Genomic DNA, 20,406 nt, shown 5'->3' with positions numbered 1-20,406 from the left:
TCATTTTTAGAGGTTTAGCCCTTTTCATTTAGAGCGAATAAATTAGTATCAACTATTCAAAAATATTTACTTGAGTCTGTCCATCTATAGAAAATATACACTTCCCTTTGAATTCTTGTGCATTACCCAACTCATTTTCGGCACAGAACTCTAGGTAAATATACACATCTCCACTTTTTTGATTTATATAGTAATTACCACGTAAATTATCATTAAAACTAACCGTCTTTTTCTTTGTTACATTCGAAAGTACGAGTTTTTTGCACTTTTCAATCAGTTTTTCCTTATTTAAATTAATTTCGGACTTCCGAATATAAGCAGAGCTTTTACTCAAATCTCTCACATTTTTTCGATTATCATTCTCAATTATATAAGAATCAAATTCTGTAATAATATTAGAGTCTTTGCTCTTATAATCTTCAAAACTTTCACACCCCAATAAACCTAACATGATGGTGAAAGCTAAGATATTCTTCACTTTAATAATCTATAAAATCAAAAAATATAATATAGCAAAAATAATGGAGTATGACAAAATTGAAAAGTATCTATAATTGTATAAATTATTGTAGGGACGATTTCTTATACTTTTAAGTTAGATTCTTAAATTGGATAAAATTCACTTAAGTATCGGATATAACTATATTTTATTAAAAAATAATTTTTCTTACAACTATAAGTGACTTTAAATTTTAATTAGCTTCAAGCTTACTTTGTAATATAAAAAATACAATATATCTAATAAAAATATTTCAACCCGTCACCCTGCCGAAGATATTTAAGCTTATAGAATAGATTTCATTTCACTCTTTATTATTCATCTTTTTCTTGTAAAAATAATTCATAGTAAATATGTCGGGAATATAAATAGTCATTTTCTTATCATCCTCTAATCATAGCTAACTGACTTAGGCTAAAAAGCAGGTTTAGATCATCAAATTATTTAAAAAGTCTTGTTCACTAATTTCGATGTACATTGAATTGATTTAGCAAAACTATAAATAATATTCAGCATCTTCCAAACCTAGATAGATCTTGTTTTCACTCTTAATTGTTAATTTTACTGATTACATAGCACTTACATAAATTTAGCCAATAAAAAAGCACTTACAATTAATGCATGTAAGTGCTTGATATATGGTGGGCCCACCGTGACTTGAACACGGGACCAACGGATTATGAGTCCGCTGCTCTAACCAACTGAGCTATAGGCCCTATAAAGTTAAATATAATTAATACAATGCTTTAACTTGATGCTGATTCTACATAATATTTTTTTGCATTGCAATATCATTTTTTGTAGGCACTATGTAGGCATCTTAAAATATTGTATGTTATTGCGAGTTATTGCAAACAAGCGTGATCATACACCATGACATCTGAAAGAACAAAGCTCACAAAAACATTTGTTGATTCTTTGCCCTTATCCCCTGGTAAACAAGTTATCTATAGGGATTCAGAGCTGATTGGCTTTGCATTGCGTGTAACTAATACCAAAGTATATGTTGTTGAACGTCGTATTGGTAATGGCAAATCATCTGTGCGTGTCACTATAGGGAAACATGGTGAAATAACTCCTACACAAGCACGTGATAAAGCCAGCCAATTGCTTGGATTGATGTCTCAGGGAATTAACCCAAACCTAGAAAAGCAAGAAGCTAAGAAAGAAATGTATGCCGAATACGCAAAGGCTGATCAGCAACCCACTCTTTTAGATGCCTACACCGCCTACAAAACTGAACGTGACCTTAGTCAAAATACGTTAGATGACTACGAGCAATGCATCAAAGATTATTTGGTCGACTGGCGAGATATTAAGTTAATAGAAATTTCTCGAAAGATGGTCCAAGAAAAGCATGCTGAGTTGTCAACACGATCTAAAGCGCGGGCAAACTTAGCTATGCGTTTTTTTAGAGCTGTTTTTAATTTCTCGGTAGAACATTATCTCGATGTTAATGATAAGAATATTATTGATGTTTCTAATCCTGTTAATACTCTTAAAGCAAAAAAATCATGGAATAAGATTAAACGTAGAAAAGGATACATTCGCAATAATCAAATGAAAGATTGGCTTGATGCAGTCGTAACTACTGAGTGGGTTGGCCAGCAATATAAAAACCATAATGCTTACACTAATCAAGATTTCCTGCTTACCGTTTTATTAACCGGTTTTCGTCGTGAAGAAGCTGAAACAATAGAATGGCCGCATGTTGATTTGAAGTATGGCTCTATCACGTCTGTTGATCCTAAAAATGGTGAACCTCTTACTTTGCCAATGGGCAAAACCCTGCACTATATAATGCAACAACGTTTTGAACGATCTGGTGGCGGTAAATATGTATTCCAAGCTCGCCAAGGTGTTGGGCATGTATCAAACAGAAGTAAGGCTAGGATTAAAATTGCTGAATTAACTGGTATTAAATTTACATACCATGATTTACGAAGAACATTCTCAAGTGTGGCGAATAGTCTTAATGTAGGTTCATACACAATTAAAAGGCTAATTAATCACACAACAGACGATTCCGATGTAACAGATGGCTACGTTCAAGTGTCTTTTGAGGACCTTCAGATTGCCATGAATATGATTGAAGACCTTTTACTTGACGATGAAATCATCTCAAGCATCAAAAACAGGAAATTTAAAAAGATCACAAGGCATCTCGATTATTTAGAAAAATCTGTAGCAGAAAATCCCGTTGAAATTGATGACGCATTGAAGGCTTTATCTAAAGTAGAGCAGTTGAAGGCCCGACTAAAGTGATATCGTTATCCACAGTTAAATAAATTTGAATTTTAGAGAGATGTTATTTATGCTTACTTGAATTTGTAACTTATTCAAGATGGATTCGTTTATGAGACTTCACTATCTAAAGAAAGATCAACTATACCTCCACATTCAGACTGATCTGTTTGAACAATATCAGGATTCTTCAGACGTGAGCGGCATGTTCAATCAAAAATATATATTTTCGCCATCAAAAGAAGGCTCAATGGAGTTCCAAACAAAAGTAGCTGCTGAACGTTATCTGACTTTAAATAAGAGAAAGTTAAAAGGATTTATTGTAGTAATGGAATAAAACATATTTTTTATACATGATACGAAATTTTTTTCTGACTTTTGACAAGTTTTATTCTAAAAAAGCCTTCACTTGGAAGGCTCATGTGCATCAATTAATGCTGTAACGCGCTGGACACATATTGAATACTTCTGAACTGTATCAATACCCCAGTCAAACCAATCACCTCCCGTATCCCCTTTTAACTCATTGAGCTTTGGCAATGGCGCTGTTAAGTTGGCTGGCAATGGAGGTGTTGACTGTTTTAACCTCATTGTTGAGCAAGCTGCGACCATCAGCATTACTGCACACATTGCGGTAAACAATATTTGTTTTAATACGCTCTTTTTCATTTCGTACTGTCTCAAAATGTTCGTTAATCTCAATCTCTTTTGCTGCAAGATTCAAACTAACTTGATTAAGTTTCTGTGCTTGTTGAACATACATATCAATAAGTTTGCCCTTAATAGCCTCGACACGAGAGTTACATTGTGAATCAGCATCTTTTAGCTTGCCTGCCAAGTTTTTTACATTAGCTAATTGCACCAGGTGCAAAAGCAATAAAAAAATAATGATAGACCAGCGTTTGTTGTTCCAAATCATTATCAATAAGGGCATTTAATTTGCTCCTAAGCATTTTTTGTTGCGCTTCACTTGCCAGGTCCACACACCAGAGCACTTATTAGCAGCAATTGAGCAGTCTACTTTTTTGCCATTTTTGGTGATGTACTTGTACAAAAGAAGTGAGTTACAGGCCTGAATATATTTGCCTTGTTTCAGATTCCGTAACATTGATGAATTGGACCAAGTGGCACGTCCATATTGATATACAAAGTCAGCGTAAACGTCATATTCATCCTGTGAAAGCTTTACGCCTTTTAACGACTGATTAAGTGCGACGGCATCACCTTTCATGTGATATTGCAAAAATTCTGTGGCCTGTTTTTTTGTAATGGCTGGATCAGTTATTTTTACTTTCTGGCCACTAGGATAAACTGTCGTTCCTGTACCAATCGTTGCAACCTTTCCTGAGTCATAATAAGGCTTTAGTACTGTACCTTCGCGCTCTTGGGTCCATTGAACACCGCCAATACTAACTGCTAGAATGCCACCTGCGACACCGACCCATAGCTTAGTCTTGTTTGACATTTAACTTCCCCAATAGTTTGTCTCGTTCTAATTTATGGATTTCTTCAGCACGTTTATTTTCTTGGCGTTTGTAGTACCAATTAATTAAAAAACTAAAAATACTGATTATTAAACCGCCGATTGCAACAACTAAACCAATTAATGTAATTGGATCTAATCCAAGAATTTTTGCACTGGCAGTTGCAACACCACCCACTACAGTTGTTTTAGCTGCAGCTGCTGTTACAGCGCTTGAAGTTTCAATTGCAGCCTCAGTGTATTCCGACATTTTTCATACCCTAAAAATAAAAAACCCCACGTCTTAACGCAGAGTTTTATAGAAATAGGATATTTATTCGAGGCTTACAGGGGGTTACTCACCGAACGCAAAACGACCAGCTTCACGGGCATCTTGACGATTACGAGACAAATATATGCCATCTTCCGCACGATCTATGCGACGTTGTCGATTACGATAACTTTGATTAAGATTCATTCTAGTTATACGACGTGAAGGATTCTTTTCATTGAAGCCTTGAATTTCATCCCAAATTTTATCCATTTCATTTTGATCATCAATCATTCTTGCTCTTGACCATAATGTCATGAGGCGGCTGCGACGTTCATTCAACCTTCTATTCATCTGGTAAATCGCTGACTTACCCTCATTAGAGGTTCGGACATCTGATGGAGAGAAACCCATACCTTGTACTAGAAGATCCATAGAACTTACTTCGTCCATAATCGAAATGCCTGTTTTGTCCTGTACTCCTTCATCAGCATATCGATAGGTTTTGGCAAAATTTTTCAGGAATACAGGTAACATTGTCTCAATACCTCGTAATGCCTGACCTTCTATTATTTCTTGACCACCTTTAACAAGATTCGTTCCAATACCGGCTACTGGTCCAAGAGCACCTGCCATTGCAGATTCAGCCCAACGTTTACCTTCTAACCCCTCCTGAACATCTGGTAATAGCAGGTTATTAATACCAACGCGTCCAGACATGTCTAAAGGTGTTAGTGCTCGTGGTGCACCTTTCATTAATAAATTTGAGAATGTAGGCCCAAATGCTTCAGCTAAATAATTGCGTAAACCAACTTCTGCGTCCCAAGGATCATCATCATCACCACCAGCCCAAGATGCTAGTGACAACAACATACCGACCATAGGCAATCCAAGAGCTCCTGCAAAGGCGACATGCATAGCTAAAATTGCACCAAGTGACTTACGAGCTTCTTTACGTTCCGTTTCAGTAGCACCTTTAATTGATTGAAAAGTCTGACGTGCCAAGGTGTAAATCATATTTTGGCCAAACTGCTTAAACAGTAAAAGAACCTTTGCAACATTGCCTTGCATGATACGAGGTCGATTCCCTGAACTGTAATCAAAATGCCCCTTATACGTTGCATCAACTGCTTGATCGAATGCAGTATCGTGTGTAGCTCCAGCTTTACGAGCTAAACGATATGAAGCAATAAATGTTACTTCACGGTTGAACCTTTCAGCACTATGGAACATAACACTCGCTGCACGCATGATTGGTCGTGTTTTCCACATGATTCCACTATCTTCACCTTGCGCAATGCCTGCTAAGTCATGTGCTTGAGTTACATCAATCACCCCTCGTGCAACAGCATCATCATAAGCTTGTTTTTCATCCTTATTTAGAAATTTTGAAATATCTGAACTGATAGTTTTGTATAATTCAGTTTTCGTTCCATCCCATTTAACTTTATGGAAATCCACCCCCTTTCTAAAATCGTTTGAGGCTTTCAGTAATTCACTTGCTGCTCTATCAAAGCCCCATTTTGCACCCATGATCGGGTATGCAACTAATGCCGTTTGGGACAAGTTGACCATTGCTGCTGCTGGTGAAAGACCTAAATAATAGATAAATCCTAAGCTTGTTAAGGCACTTGAAAATGCATTTGACTTAGGATTCATTAAATTTTTATGACGTTTATTCATTTCATCAATGACACGTTGAGCTGTGGGCTGGTCATAAGAGTTATCCTGTTTTTCCTGTTCATCAGCGTACTTTTGCATATCATCAAGTTGCTCTGCCAATTGGTCGCCATAGCGTAACTTGGCAAGATAACCAGCACCATGAAACATATTCTGTGCAAATGCTCGACGAGCATCTTGGCTAAATCCTGCTGTACCTTTACGGTGAATCCCATGTTTCGCCCAACTCAAATCAGGCATAGAGGATAAATAAAGCTGACTTAGGGTATCTTCAAATTCAGCTTGTTCCGCAGTCGATAGACCTAAATTATCCACCTCTGCAAATAGACTGGTCATAAACCCACGACCAACAGCATCACGATCTTCATTGTATTCTTTATCCAATCTAGTCTTACCAACATTATAATTTGGATATTTCTGCATAAGTTCAGACCGTAACGCCTGAGCCTCACCCATTGTTTCAGCACGGCTGACACTTTCTACTTCACCATTTTGATTACGCATCACCACAACATATTTACCGAAACGAGCTAAAGGAAAATACACTCCTTTGGAATAACCAAAGAACTGGACATCCATCTGTTTCAGCAAATCCGCTTTCTTTTGGCTGGACAGTTCAGAACGCAAGATACGTTCCTTGATAGCTTGATGCACTTTCGCATAGTGCTTTTTATAAGCATCACGAGCTTTTATGAACATTGCTTGTGATTCTGGTGATAAAGCGTTGAAATCATCTCGTAATTGTTTGAATCGAGAAACACTATCTCCTTTTACATATGGCTTAGTTGGGTCAATCTTTGCCAAAGTCGCATCATGCATTAAATCTGCTAGCTGACTTTCATCTTTTAGATTTGCCCAATCACGCACGATACTATCAGCTTCCGCCCCAGCATCATTCTTATCAGCATCCATTTGAGCAGCCAAATCATTGTATTGATTTAACTGAGGAAGTATTTTGCTATAAATTTCAGTAAGCTGGCGACGACCTAAAGCAGATAGCCCCATACCCAACCAATCAGTCTTTTTATAGCCTGTTTTATCCTTGATCGACTTTGCAGACAAATGTTTAATGCTTTCACTTAAATTATTTATTGTATTATCAAAAAACTGACGACTATATAGAGGTGAATTAACATTTTCAGCATTATATGAGGATTTCTCAATCATTCGCTCAGCAAGTGCAACTATGTCATTCGGGTTAAGATTGAGATTTATTCCAAAATTATCAAATAGCGTTGCTTTAACATACGTCACTAAATTGTTTATAAGTTTTTGTAGTGCATTACGCTGTACTACATTACGTTGTTGCATAGTTGATGAGAGTGTTAATAGGTATGGCAAATACTCTAGATGTTGACGCTCAGAACCTAGTTCACGTTCCGCAAGTAATTTTGCAGCCATAGCAACAGGGTTGCCCTGATCAACCAATTTATTAAATTGGCTCATCAATTCATTATATTGCTTTTGGGTCATCATATTTTGAAAACCAGCATGACCACCCAACTCATGCAGGAATGTTGGTATGACACTGTGATCGGTTAGGTTTGATGCTACAAGTACCGCTTTGCCGTTATGATAAAAACCCTCAACACCTTCAACTTGGTAATCCTGAATAATTTCAAGTTTACCTTGGCGTTCCAATTCGGCAATAGTATCCTCGCCAAAACGTTTTACCAATGCATCGCGTGCTTGTTGAATTGTAGTGCCTGAATTACTTTTAGTGCGACGACTATAAAGCGGAGTATCAGAATTGATCTTAGATGGAAATTGTTGATTTTTATATTTTCCCAAATAGCTGCGATCAACTACGGCCTTACGAGCTTCTGACAAAAACATCATTAAATCAGAGTCATTGTAACGTGATAGAAATTTATCATAGCCACGATCACGGAACCACTGACGAATATATCCAATTACCTCTTTTATTTTCTGGCTTATAAATGGCTTTTTTTCCTGATTTTGGGCAACAAATGCAAATAATTCCCCAACTAAAGCTTGTTGTACATCAAGAGGATCATAAAGCCCATTTTCTGCTCCTTGGGTATATGGCTCAATATATGCACTTTCAAACTGTGGCATATCCACACCATTCTCACGCGCAATTTTTCTAATTCCCTTTAGTCCCCCAAGAGCATTATAAAGTTGTTGGAATTTAGTCTTATATTCATTACCGAATATCTGTTGAACACCAAAATGTCCAATGACTTCATGTATTATAGTTTCCTGATAGGCCTCAAACGTAGTAATCTGTTTATCACTATTACCTTCGATGCCATCTGCAACTAAATACAGAGTATCGCCATGCCATACGCCACTTACTACATAGTTTTGGGTATTACCATATTCATCTTGATAGGTGGCGGCTTCCTGTATTTCTTTCGGAAGACCATCAAAGCTAGAAATAACTTGCACAGAGAAACTACCCAAACCACTCTTGTCGGAAATTCTGAGGATTCCAGTCGACGTATCCTGTGTAGTGGTCAATTTGAGATGATCAAGAATCGACGCAACGTGACGGACGGCACTATTACGGGAAAGGGTTCCGAAAATAGTATCAATTGATGATGCCCCACGTCGTTGATTATCTGGCTTCAAGTCATCACGGGACCAATTTTTTAAATCATTATTTCCATCAAACTCTTTGAGGGTATCTCCTAACCCTAATTCCTCAAGTTCTGCTCGTTGTTTGTTAAGTGCTTTTTCCAAAATAGGTTTCTGATTTGCGGGAATCTCTGGTCCTTTGGCAATTAATCTACGTTGCACACGCTTATGTGCTTCACGCACATTAATCAAATCTTGTGCCTGTGCAAATGGCTGCTCAAGCTGCAGTGACATCGATTCAATCTGATTTTTGGCTACATCGACTTCATGATCAATTTCAATAACATGGTCATTTAGACGACCTATGTAATTTGCGAACCGTGTAAGCATGCCTGATGCAGATGGTAAATTATCTTTTGTAGTATCAAATGTTGCCATTCTTTCGGTTGGTGAATTCAAGTGTACCTGTCCAGCAATATTTTCCAGACTGAACGATATACCTCGATAATTGAATATCACCTCACGCTGACCAGCAAATGCATTTTTAAGCTGAGATTGAATTGTCGTGACAGCCTTTTCGCGGTCATTGATTGTACGACCATCAACTTTTATTCCAACAAATTTGTCTTTGACAGGTAAGGGATGTTTGTTCGCTGTCTCAATCAACGAGTTATATTCACTTAACAGTCTAGGAGAAGTTTCATTAATAAAACGCTGATTCTGACGGATACGACCACGCAACATTTGCTTTTCATCAACATGTGCACTTTGCAAAGTCTCCAAGCGTCTAACTTCATTACGCAATTGTGTTTCTTCAAGAATTAATGGATCACCAGATGCCGCTGCTTTCATATCAGCTGCATTTGCGGCTTCACCCTCGATGTCATCAATCTCATTTAATGAGCCATCGTAGTTCCGCAACTGCTCGATACCACGGGCTTTATGCTCAAGAATCTGCCAGCGACGGGTATCATAGGTCTGTTCCGTTGCGTAGCGGTAAATGGCAACTTCAAAATTTTCAGGATCTCTTTCATAGAGTCTATTGCCACGACGAACAATACGTCCTTCGCGCTGTTCCAGATCACTTGGTTTCCATGGCGCATCGATATGATGTAGGGCAACAAGTCGTTGTTGAACGTTGGTACCAGCACCCATCTTTTGTGTTGAGCCTAAAAGTACACGGACAGCTCCACTATTTACCGCTTTAAAGAGCTTTTCTTTTGCCGATGGAGTGTTGTAGTCGTGGATAAAGGCTATTTCACGCTCTGGAATCCCGCGTTTGATCAACTTAGCTTTAATGTCATCGTACACGGAAAATTGCGTTGCTCCAGATGAGCCTGCAATATCATCTCTTGTAATTGATTCTACTGCCTCAGCATCAATTTCATGCTCACTGTTATATTCATCAATCACATCCTGTTCTATCTCACCAGCCTGCTCAATCGCATTAATCCAAGTCTGGCGAGAATCCTCATTCTTGATTAACTGAGATGCTTGCTCAATGGCCATGGCCTTGCTTGGCATACCACCTTTAACACGCATACCTGATACGGCATCGTAAACAGTAAAGGATGTTTTATCTTTACCACTGCCTTCTTTTACCACAAAGAAAGGTAATTCTTCTTGCCCTTCAACTGTATGCATGGTTCCTTTCTTATGTGTAAGGTTACCGTCATTTCTGACGTAAATCCGACGTTCCTTGTTAGCAAAGCCGCTACGTGCAGATAATGGAATAGACATATCACAGAAAATTAACTGTGTACCTTTGTCCTTATTCCATCTCTGATAAATCTCAAGGGTATGAGCCACTGCTTTATTTATTTTGGAATCTTTAAAATCAGGTGCCGATGGATTAATTAGACGATAATCCAACCCTGCCTTATTCGCCTGACCTGTTAGTGATAAGGCATTTATTTTACCCTTCGTTTGCTGGGTAAGGCTTTTAAGATTATTGAATTGACCTAAAATTGATTTCTCATCGACAAATATCTTAGGTGTTAAAGCATATTCAACAAGTGCAAGGCGTGCATCTTGTTCTGTTGCAAAAAGTCCAGAAACCTTAACTAAACCACTCTCATCAAGTATTCCAAGTGACACACTTCCATTATCCTGAGGTGCAAATGCAAAGGTATCTCCTTGTCGTGGGTCAAATTGGAAAACTGGCTGACCATTTATAATTTCCAATTCAGGTGTACCCATAAACTCGGCAACTTGATCAGAGCGTTTAGCAACTACGTTTTGTGGTCGACCACCTACAATTTTTGGTACAGGAAAAGTTTTACCGCGTGCAATTTCCTGAGCCTTCAGATCGTCAAGTGTCACAGTATCGGCAAAACTGTTATACAGTGCCATTAATGCTGGCAGGTTTTTAAACTTACTGAATCGGTTTGACTGTCTGAAACCTGTACCAGATGGCGAAACTTCATAAACAGACTCAACGCTGCCAAATTGTTTGGCCCAAGCATCGAATACATGAAGATCATTAGCTTTCAAAGTTGGGTATTGCAACAGGCGTTGCATGTTAAACATCTCTACCAATGAATTTGACACAGGCGTACCAGTGGCGCCAATTGCCGCTGCATTATCATTGCCAAAAGTATTGAACATCCATTGTAATTTAACGAACAAGTCAAATGCCTTATCTGAACCTTTCGGATTTCCCATACCTGGTACACGCTGCATAGTCGTGTTGTAGAATAAATTCTTAAATTCATGCAACTCATCTACAGCAAACGCATCCGCGCCCAATTCATCAAATGTAACGACCTTATCTCGATCCCCAAGATTCTGAATCCGCTGTTTCATTCGATTTTGCAATCTTGTCCGAATATTTTCCATGTCACGGATAATATTTCGATCACCACGATCACGCTTAACATCCTCAATAGCCGCTGTGATTTCGTTTATTTGTTCTTCCAAAACTGCTTTTTCAGTTTCGGCAGGTAATGCAATTTTTTTCAGTGATGAGTGACCAACAATGACTGCATCCCAATCACCCGTGATTATTTTTGAGAAAAATTTCTCACGGTTACCCTTTGAGAAATCATCAGGGGTAGCAGCCAAGATATTTGAACCTGGATACAGACGGTTAAATTCACTACGCCATTGCAAGGTCAAATGATTTGGTACCGCAATAAACGGCTTACGGGCAATTCCTAAACGTCGCATTTCCATAAATGCAGTGACAATTTCAAATGTTTTACCAGCACCTACGACATGATCAAGTAATACTTGTCTATCTTGAAGTACTCGCCAGACTGCATTTTTCTGATGTGGCAATAATGCCATGATAGGATTCATGCCAGGAAATGTAAGATGAGAACCGTCAAATTTCCGATTTACAATCCTATTCATTTTCTCGTTATAAATCGTAGCCACTTGTTCAGCACGATCAGGATCTGCCCACAACCAGCGTTGCCATTCAACTTTTAAAGCTGACTGTTTCTCACGAGCGGCCTCAGTTTCTTTCTCCATAACAACAGTATGGGAACCACCAAGTTGGCTTTTATTAGTTTTGGTAACCAAAACGCCTTGTCCAGCCATTGTACGGGTTAAAATATCTACGGCAGGCATAGACTCTGTACCCCACTTACCCACATTTAATGCAGGATCGGCTGTACCATCAGTCGTTGCAATCCATTGGCCCGTTGCTTTCAAATAACGAAAACCAAACTTCATACCTGTTATTTCTTGGGCAAACTCATCATAAATTTTGGTAGGAATAAAGCTAGCCCCCAAAGTTGCATGGATTTCGCTTGGCAATTTATCCTTAGGAATTGTTTTTTTAAGGGCTTCAACATTGCGCTTAAATTCTGAATCGTTCTTTGCCATCGCTTGTGCTTCTTCAAGCTTGGTTTTCACATCCCCTGACAAATATTCGTCAGCCATAACCATGCCACGAATTGGGTCGTTATAAACAGATTCCCCCAATTCACTCACAATCTCAGCGACAGGCTTATCGTATAGTTCAGCCATGTAATCAAGATCAACTTTACCCTTGTAGTTCAAAGATGCTAGTAATGCATCATTGGCGTTATAGACCTTAATGTTATTGGTTGGTGGAAAAAGCACACGCATTTTGAAAATATCAGCTTTATTCGCTGATTCTGGACGCGCTTCAATTTCTTCACGCTCAGCTACCGATTTACTTACACCACGGTCATAATCAAATTCAAGTGCCTGTACCAAAGCTGATTCGGTATCATCCAGAAAAATCCGTCTATTAGTCTGGCTATTTAAATAACCAAAGTTTTTATGAAACTGATCATACAGATCATTTAACTTTTTGCGGTTTGCTTCAATTTGCTGTGAATCTGCGTCGAGTGATTTTTCCATACGCATCTGATCACGCAAGGCATCACGCAAAGCGATCATACCTTTCATACGCTCCAATGCTTTATTGTTTGGAGAAAGCCATAATTGAGCTGTTTTTGAACCAAGCTCATCCTCACCACGCTGTAACACGTCACCCTTATCATTGATAAAAAATGAGCCTACTTTAACTCCATCAGGAACAGAATAATTTGCACTGGACATCACATCAGTCCGAGAAATAGGCTGATAAATATTTTCAGGAATATATTCTGATACCCAATTACTGAGTAACTTTCCAAGCGGATAATTCAAAGATTCAACTGTATATTCATTCGCTTTATACATTGAACCCGTGGCAGTAGATTCACCCAAAATATGCTTTGGATTATTTATAAAATAGTTATTAACATGGTGTTGAGATTCCTCACCCGTCTTGGTATTAACCAAAGTTTCAAGACCAGTTTCAACCCACTCAACATTACTAGACTTTTCATCTTTACCACGTTTACGCAATACGATGATGTCTGTGACAACCTCTGTACCAGCATTTTCTTTAAATGCGGTGTTAGGTAAGCGCACTGCAGCTAAAAGATCGGCCCGTTCAGCTATCCACTTTCGGTTATTGTTGGTCCGCGCATCCATAAAATTATGAGATACCACCATAGCCAACACACCACCAGGACGAAGTTTATCTATGGACTTAGCAAAGAAATAGTTATGGATTGAGAATCCTGAATATGGACTACGGTCATTATCGACAACTGGTTCATTACCAAATGGAGGATTACCAATTACTAAATCAAAATATTCAGCAGGAACTTGAAAGTCCTGAAAACCTGTTGCCTTTGCTATTTTGGCGCTTGGGTAGAGTGCAGCAACGATTTGACTTGTAATTGGGTCAAGCTCTACTCCGTGTAGTTCCGATTTTTTTCGCAAACTGGCTGGCATTAAACCAAAGAAATTACCTGTCCCCACTGACGGCTCAAGCACACGTCCACTCTTGAATCCAAGGCGCTCTACAATGGATATTATGCCATTCACTACATCTTTCGATGTGTAATGGGCATTTAAAACTGATGCTCGTGCAGCTGCGTACTCAGCATCAGAAAGTAATGATTTAAGTTCGTTGTATTCTTTAGACCATTGTTTATTGTCTTTATCAAATACGCCTTTTAAAGCTCCCCACCCAACGTATTGTGCAATTTGCTTACGTTCTTCAGGTGTAGCAACACGGTTCTCTAACTCCAACGTTTTTAGTATTTTTATGGTAGCAATATTATCTTTATATTTTTGGCGTATACCACCTTTGCCAATTTCCTCATCCTGTAAATTAAAGTCATTATCTAATACAGGTTTTTCTGAGATTTCTGCGGTCGCTGGATCTAACTCTGACTCTCGCTCGGATACGGTGGTGCTGCTTCCAGCCCGTACAGTTCCGCTATCTCGTGACGTGCCAGATGACGGCTCTGTTCGTTGCTGTACGCTGTCCGTTCCTGTTCTTCCTGATTTTTCAGTGCGTCCAGATACTCCCCTGTCACGATCAGTGCTTCCACTCGTTTTTGCCAACCCATCATCCAACGGTTGGCTATTTCGATTGCCAGTGGTGCCATCTGTTGAAGATGGTTTCGTATCGTTACTGGATAGATTTTTGGTTTGTATAGAGTTTGCATTACCCGAATCCTGATTGTTTTGAGTCGTTGCAGTCTTACGACTATAAAGCCCATTTTCAAATTGTTGTTTGAAATCATCTTGGGACTTACCACTATCTTGAACAATTTTTGCAGCACGTTCAAATGCTTCCTGTAACTGCTTGTCCGTAACACTATTTATTTTGTCATTAAATGCTTTTAATGCTTCAGCTTCAGTAGCATGAAAACCACCTACAGTTAAACCATGTTCAGATATCACTTTGTATTTGCCTACGCTATGCTTATCTGTACCTAAGGCTAAATAAAACTCGTGACCCTTTGCATTAAGGCTGTTAACAACAATATCAGCCGTATCAATTTGACCTTTATTATCGCTGTAAATTATACGGTTACCCGAATTTTTCGCTAATTCGTATCCAGCCTGTGCTCGATTAGATAGTTGGATATTATTTAACGTTGTAGCAAGATTTTTGGTTTCTTTCTTACTTGGAAGTATTTTTGATACAGATGGTTTAGTCGTATCATCATTCTTTAGCCAATCTTTGAATTGATTAATTTTCATTGATCGAATCGGACCAACTTTCCATCCTTCATCAAAATTGGATTTATAAGCACTCGTAGCTGCTTCTTGGCTGTCAAAACCAAGCATAACCTTATGCTCATCGAAACCACCTGTTTCTTGGTCAAGCTGGTCAACAATGAATACTTGATCTGAATCTGGATTTTTCCCGATATATGTATCAATTTGCTCACTGTCAGCTCCTTCAGTGCGTTTGATGTATCCATAATGGTCACTCATAGTATGCGACCATTCAGTACCATCAGGGCGCTTACCTGAGCGATTAGAGCCTTTTGGATTTTCAATTGAAATATCCAAACCCTTAAATTTGATATGCCCTTTCTTATAGTTACCAGCTTCTATTTGAGCAGGTGTAGGCTCAGGAACATTATTCAAAGGACTCGTTGCAGCTTCGTTAGCTGATTGCTCAATATCCTTAGATTTTACAGCCTGCTCAATTTCTACACTTGGAGAAGAATTTTTTAGGCTATCGATCTCCTTTCTGATCTGAGCTTTTTTCACAACACTTTTAGAATCTGCCAATTTTTGCTCAAGATTGGCTATTACATCAGTATTATCATTAACTGGAGTTACAGCATTCTTTGTGTTTGAATCCAAGAAATCATTGAATGCAATCAAAGATTTTGGATATTCACGCTCAGTAATTTGCCCTGTTTTTGCATTAGTAAGCTTGACCACTGCTTTATTACCAGCATCTTCGACTTGAACATTGCTGAATGAAGGAGAGTTTTTGTAGTACAGCAAATCTGTAGCAGGCCCTTTCCCTGTCAATGATGATTTTCTATCTAAGAGTTCAGCATTATCATTTTTGTAATATTCTAGTGCCTGAGTGGTAATATCTTGCGCATAGCGCATAGTTCCGACAGATTCATTACTGGAAAAAACAGGCTTGTCTTGTTGTTGCACGCCAATTTGTTGATTGCTATTACCTTCATTAGAAATTCCATGCCATACATTATCAGCGGTTTTAACACCAATAACTGTCACGCTACCATCTGCATTTGATTGAACATTATAATTTGGGTTAGATAATGCAGACTGAATTGCGTCATCTTTACGATATGTCAATCTTTCTGTTTTACCTTCATTGATATATTGGGCAACCTGTTCACGCGCACCTTCATCCATTCCTCTACTGATTTCACTCATTCCATGTTTTATTGAGTCGGCAGTTGTTACTGGCTGAGAATTAGTATCTTGAATAACTTGCGATGCTCCACTATCTACAGCTAAAGCTGCAGCTGATGACATTGGTCCATTATTAGGATTAATCCCAAGTTGTTCAGATGGTAATTGTGGTTGAGGAATATCAAGGTATTTGCCACCATTTGGAGATAAAGGATTATTTGATGGGTCTAAACCAGTTGAGCCACTAAAATTGGATTCGTTACTATTGCCCAATAAATTATCTGCCTCCGTAGAAGGCTGATCGTACACAAATGATGTGCGAGTTTGTCCATTAGTTCCAATTGAAGTTTCTGAACGTGGAATATATTCACCAGTCAAAGAATTATCAGTACCAGAACCTAATTGGGGTGGTGCTATTGGGGCGGTAGGTAGATTAGACTCAGTTTGATTATCTTGAGTATCATTATTTTGATTGTGGCCAGAAATGATATTGGCTGCACCACCCATGGCCATGCCTGCCAAAGTTCCCATTACAGCAGCATCTTCAACTCCTTCACTCCAGGGCTTATCTAATGCAAGATTCTGTAAAATCTGTTCAGATACAGATTGTGGTAATTCCTCCAAAAATCCTTCTGAAATTGCACCCTCAATGATGCGTCGAGGTACAGATTTCGCAGGCGTTGAGGCAATCTCGCCAGCTATTTCTGCTGGACCAAATCTACCATTAACCAACATAGTTTCTGCATCGCCAATACCCATTTTTTGGGCAAGTCTACCGCCAGCAAAACCAAAAATACCACCTAAGACACCTGTTGCTGCACCTGCCAAAGATTGATCAGCAGTTAGTCGACCATCTACAGTATCTTGGCGTATTTGTTCAGCTTGGCTACCTGCCATGACTGAGCCTTCTCCAACAGCACCGGCTACTACAGGATTTACAATACCACTTGCACGACCGATTACGCCACCAGCCAACATTGCTGGCACAGACTCAACAACAGTATTTGTAATTAATGATGGGTTTGTTAAAGCAACTTTGGTTTTATCTACAACCTTATCTACCCAATTTCCATCTTTTCCAGCATCAGCAAAGGCTTGTTGTTGTTTCTTATATTGGTCAGTATGTGATTCACCAAGAGCCTGTTTTGCTTCTTTTGGTCGGAAGCCAATAACACCATCATTATTTTCAAGTGTTTTCCCTACAGCACCATCAGACATCATATCCATGACGCCTACACCTAATTCAGGTACCGCTACAGCACCTTTTAATGCTGATAAACCAGTATCTTTCAAGTGACCAGCAACACCTTTCTCCTCACCATCAAGTGCACCTGTAAATGGTTTTAATGTTGGCTGTTGTTTAGAATTAGTATTGTCGTCAAGTTTACCTGTAAATGGTTTTAGGGTAGATTCTGACATGATGCACTCCTTTTGGTATGTGCATAGCATGGATAAAAGGGTTATAAAGGTCGAACCTTAGAGGGGTAGACTTTCAGAATTATTATTGGGGAATAAGAAATGACAGTGACTACTAAAATTCGAATTATTTGCGCCATAATTCTTCTTTTTAATTTATGGCTTATTGGTAAATATAATATTTCAGGCATAACAACATTGATTTTAACTGTCGGACTTGTATGTTTTGTAGAATATTTTATTATCCGTAATATTCCATTAGAAAAATTATCTAAAAAAGAGCTCAATAGAAAACTAAAAAGAAAAACTAAGATTATGATTATTAAAGATATTCAGTCTATACAAAACTGCTCTAAAAACATTAAATACTGCTATATAATTGCTGCTGGTCTTATATATATTCCTCTTTTTGTTTCTGGTTCTTTTACTACTGAACTATTTCCATCACTATCTCTATTGCTATTTGGTACTTTGATTTTAGGCGCTATTTTTCATGCTATTCTCTTTTTATACATCTACTTCAAATATCACAATAAAGTAAAAAACTCTTATCAGCATTATTTAGATTTTAATAAAAACAAAGAGATGCTAATTAATACAATAAGAACTATTGATACTAAAAATAAAGTGTAGCCACCCAACAGTGGCTACTCAAATTAATTGCCAATAAAACGATTCCCTTCAGCATCTTCGTACACAGGTTTACCGTTACTTGTGCCTACCTGACGAGTCATACCTTGTGGGAGATTGGTGGATGTTGCGGCAGGTGTATCAACAAATTTCTGAGTCTGCGTGTCAAATAATTGTTGAGGTCGATTAACCATGGTACCTGATTTTTCATTCCATTCTTGTCCGCCACCTACTGTCATATAGCGATCTTTGCCTGTATCAGCCTTTCCACCTGTATAACGGTTAATCTTTTCCTGAATAGACTTACGATCTTCATCTGTTTGAGCCTTATCATATTGTTCGTACAGTTTTTCTACTCGTGCGGAATTACGGATACCGAAACTCTTTTCAGTGGCATTTAGATTGAATTCTCGGTTAGCTAAATCATTAGAGGCTTGGAACTTTTGTGCATCAAAACCTAGATTGGCATTAAATCTATTGTTCGTTCCTTGCTCACCCAATTCAGTACGATAATTTTGCCCTGCCTGACCGATTGCCTCACGTTGCAAAGCTGCTGCATTATTGGCATCGGTGGTATATCTTTGGTTTGCTCTGTTATCTTCTCCTTGCTGTAGATCAGATAACGTACGAACTTGATTTGCGGTTAATCCTCTCGCCCCTGCAATACGTGCACTTGCTGCACGAATAACAGATTGACGTTCTGCTTCTTGCTCTTGGGTGCGCTGCGGTGCAGTAGGCTGGCTTGCTATACCTCTCATCCCCATTCCAATATTCATTTCTCTACGTGCAATAGCATCTTGAATCTGTTGTTCATTGGCTCCCAATTCACGCGTATTTGCAAATAGGTTTGCCACACCACGACGATCATTAACAGAGCGAATACCTCCTACGACATTACTGGCTTGTCCTTCAGGTATGCCTTGTTCTCGTGCCTGCGCAGCTGCACCTGGATTCGCATAACTAAAACTATTTCCTTTTTGTTGAATCGCATAAGGATCGTTTTGTCCTAAGTTTTGCTGTTGCTGATTCTCTGTCGTTTTGTCGACTGCTGGTGGTTGTGATGAGTTTGTGAATGGGTTTGCAGTAGTTTGATTGTTCTTTTGCTTGGAATTAAATGCAGCTTGAGTCGCTTTCGCTTCATCAGCAATACGCTGTTTATCTGCATATAAACGTCCAGCCTGTCCGAAAGTTAATGCATTACCTAAATCCGAAGCATATCCCAAAGCACGTACACCAAAGTCCTTTGCGAATCCTTTAGCTGTTCCCAAATCTTCAGCAGACTGATCTCCAAGGCCAAAACGTTCTCGATAATCTTCACTTGGTGTAGCTGCATTTGCAAATAATGATGAGGCCGCACCTAAATAACCAACACCCTTAGCAATTTTACTGTTATTCACGAAGTTTCTAATTCCTCCACCAAAGCCCCCACCTTGTGCTGGTGTTGGATTAACAGGACTGGTTGACGGTGTTGTAGCTGCCGCAGGGTTACTGGTTACTGTAGGCTGAGTGTATGTTTGCGGTAAGGGTCGGCTCACATCTCTGGTGATACCAGAAACATCACGCATCTGTGGTCCACCAATTCTATTTTGTTGGGCCCGACGGATATCGTCTGCGCTGGGATAGGAACTTGGTACCAATCCACCATTCGCAAAGAATAGTTCGGGTTTCAATCCCAAACCTTGTTGCTCTGGTTCTGGTACCTGCTCATGCGTTGCATCCTTCATTTGTTCCAAGGCCTGCACGCCCACCTGATGAACTTGTTCAGGAGGCAGTTGGAATTCACCGTTACTGAGATTGACCGGCTGGGGACTTCCCAATTTTTTAAGGTTTTTCGGACCAATCTTCTTGGTTGAATCCGCAGGCATGATAAAACTACCTGCAGGTACATTTTTTTTAATGCTATCAGATGTGCCTGTTCCTGGACCTTCAATGAGTTCTGATTGGCTATCCTGTTTAGGGCGTTGCATACCATACATGATAATTACCGTAATG

The 20,406-nt window shown here is 38.9% G+C and carries 9 protein-coding genes and 1 tRNA gene; 3 read left to right on the top strand and 7 right to left on the bottom strand.

The genetic code is table 11. The features are described 5' to 3' along the window. Positions 1 to 52: 52 nt before the first annotated feature. Positions 53 to 451, bottom strand: a complete 399-nt coding sequence (locus F902_RS09940; protein ID WP_005203125.1) for a hypothetical protein — start codon at positions 449 to 451, stop codon at positions 53 to 55. Between the two features lie 687 nt (positions 452 to 1,138). Beyond that, a tRNA-Ile gene (locus F902_RS09935) sits at positions 1,139 to 1,215 on the bottom strand. Positions 1,216 to 1,372: 157 nt separating this feature from the next. Here F902_RS09935 and F902_RS09930 point away from each other — a divergent pair. Both F902_RS09930 and F902_RS09925 read left to right on the top strand, forming a co-directional pair. Continuing rightward, positions 1,373 to 2,764, top strand: a complete 1,392-nt coding sequence (locus F902_RS09930) for an integrase family protein (protein ID WP_005203124.1) — start codon at positions 1,373 to 1,375, stop codon at positions 2,762 to 2,764. Positions 2,765 to 2,855: 91 nt separating this feature from the next. After that, a complete protein-coding gene (locus F902_RS09925; RefSeq protein ID WP_005203123.1) occupies positions 2,856 to 3,080 on the top strand; it encodes a hypothetical protein in 225 nt (74 codons plus the stop codon). Positions 3,081 to 3,266: 186 nt separating this feature from the next. Here F902_RS09925 and F902_RS09920 read toward each other — a convergent pair whose 3' ends face one another. The 4 genes from F902_RS09920 to F902_RS09905 form a co-directional block, all read right to left on the bottom strand. Then, positions 3,267 to 3,677, bottom strand: a complete 411-nt coding sequence (locus F902_RS09920) for a hypothetical protein (protein WP_005203121.1) — start codon at positions 3,675 to 3,677, stop codon at positions 3,267 to 3,269. Then, positions 3,678 to 4,208 carry a glycoside hydrolase family protein gene (locus F902_RS09915; RefSeq protein ID WP_005203120.1) on the bottom strand — a complete coding sequence of 177 codons (531 nt, stop codon included), beginning with the start codon at positions 4,206 to 4,208 and terminating at the stop codon, positions 3,678 to 3,680. Then, positions 4,192 to 4,476 carry an HP1 family phage holin gene (locus tag F902_RS09910; RefSeq protein WP_005203119.1) on the bottom strand — a complete coding sequence of 95 codons (285 nt, stop codon included), beginning with the start codon at positions 4,474 to 4,476 and terminating at the stop codon, positions 4,192 to 4,194. The genes F902_RS09915 and F902_RS09910 overlap by 17 nt, the downstream gene beginning before the upstream one ends. 84 nt (positions 4,477 to 4,560) lie before the next feature. Beyond that, a complete protein-coding gene (locus tag F902_RS09905) occupies positions 4,561 to 17,787 on the bottom strand; it encodes a PLxRFG domain-containing protein (protein WP_005203118.1) in 13,227 nt (4,408 codons plus the stop codon). Positions 17,788 to 17,886: 99 nt separating this feature from the next. Here F902_RS09905 and F902_RS09900 point away from each other — a divergent pair, with 99 nt between their 5' ends. Further along, positions 17,887 to 18,417, top strand: a complete 531-nt coding sequence (locus F902_RS09900; protein ID WP_005203117.1) for a hypothetical protein — start codon at positions 17,887 to 17,889, stop codon at positions 18,415 to 18,417. 23 nt (positions 18,418 to 18,440) lie between these two features. On the opposite strand, the gene F902_RS09895 is transcribed toward F902_RS09900, so the two are convergent. Then, the gene (locus F902_RS09895; protein ID WP_005203116.1) at positions 18,441 to 20,390 is read right to left on the bottom strand and encodes a hypothetical protein; all 1,950 of its coding nucleotides are present in this window, start codon (positions 20,388 to 20,390) and stop codon (positions 18,441 to 18,443) included. Between the last annotated feature and the right edge of the window lie 16 nt (positions 20,391 to 20,406).

It is taken from the genome of Acinetobacter higginsii, from assembly GCF_000369525.1.
GTDB classification, from domain to species: Bacteria; Pseudomonadota; Gammaproteobacteria; order Pseudomonadales; family Moraxellaceae; genus Acinetobacter; species Acinetobacter higginsii.
This window is presented reverse-complemented; position numbering and strand designations above follow the sequence as displayed.

Bases quoted from the DNA above. Each gene is read 5' to 3' on its own strand.
- F902_RS09940 (WP_005203125.1), bottom strand. From the start codon at position 451: ATGTTAGGTTTATTGGGGTGTGAAAGTTTTGAAGATTATAAGAGCAAA.
- F902_RS09930 (WP_005203124.1), top strand. From the start codon at position 1,373: ATGACATCTGAAAGAACAAAGCTCACAAAAACATTTGTTGATTCTTTG.
- F902_RS09925 (WP_005203123.1), top strand. From the start codon at position 2,856: ATGAGACTTCACTATCTAAAGAAAGATCAACTATACCTCCACATTCAG.
- F902_RS09920 (WP_005203121.1), bottom strand. From the start codon at position 3,677: ATGCCCTTATTGATAATGATTTGGAACAACAAACGCTGGTCTATCATT.
- F902_RS09915 (WP_005203120.1), bottom strand. From the start codon at position 4,208: ATGTCAAACAAGACTAAGCTATGGGTCGGTGTCGCAGGTGGCATTCTA.
- F902_RS09910 (WP_005203119.1), bottom strand. From the start codon at position 4,476: ATGTCGGAATACACTGAGGCTGCAATTGAAACTTCAAGCGCTGTAACA.
- F902_RS09905 (WP_005203118.1), bottom strand. From the start codon at position 17,787: ATGTCAGAATCTACCCTAAAACCATTTACAGGTAAACTTGACGACAAT.
- F902_RS09900 (WP_005203117.1), top strand. From the start codon at position 17,887: ATGACAGTGACTACTAAAATTCGAATTATTTGCGCCATAATTCTTCTT.
- F902_RS09895 (WP_005203116.1), bottom strand. From the start codon at position 20,390: ATGTATGGTATGCAACGCCCTAAACAGGATAGCCAATCAGAACTCATT.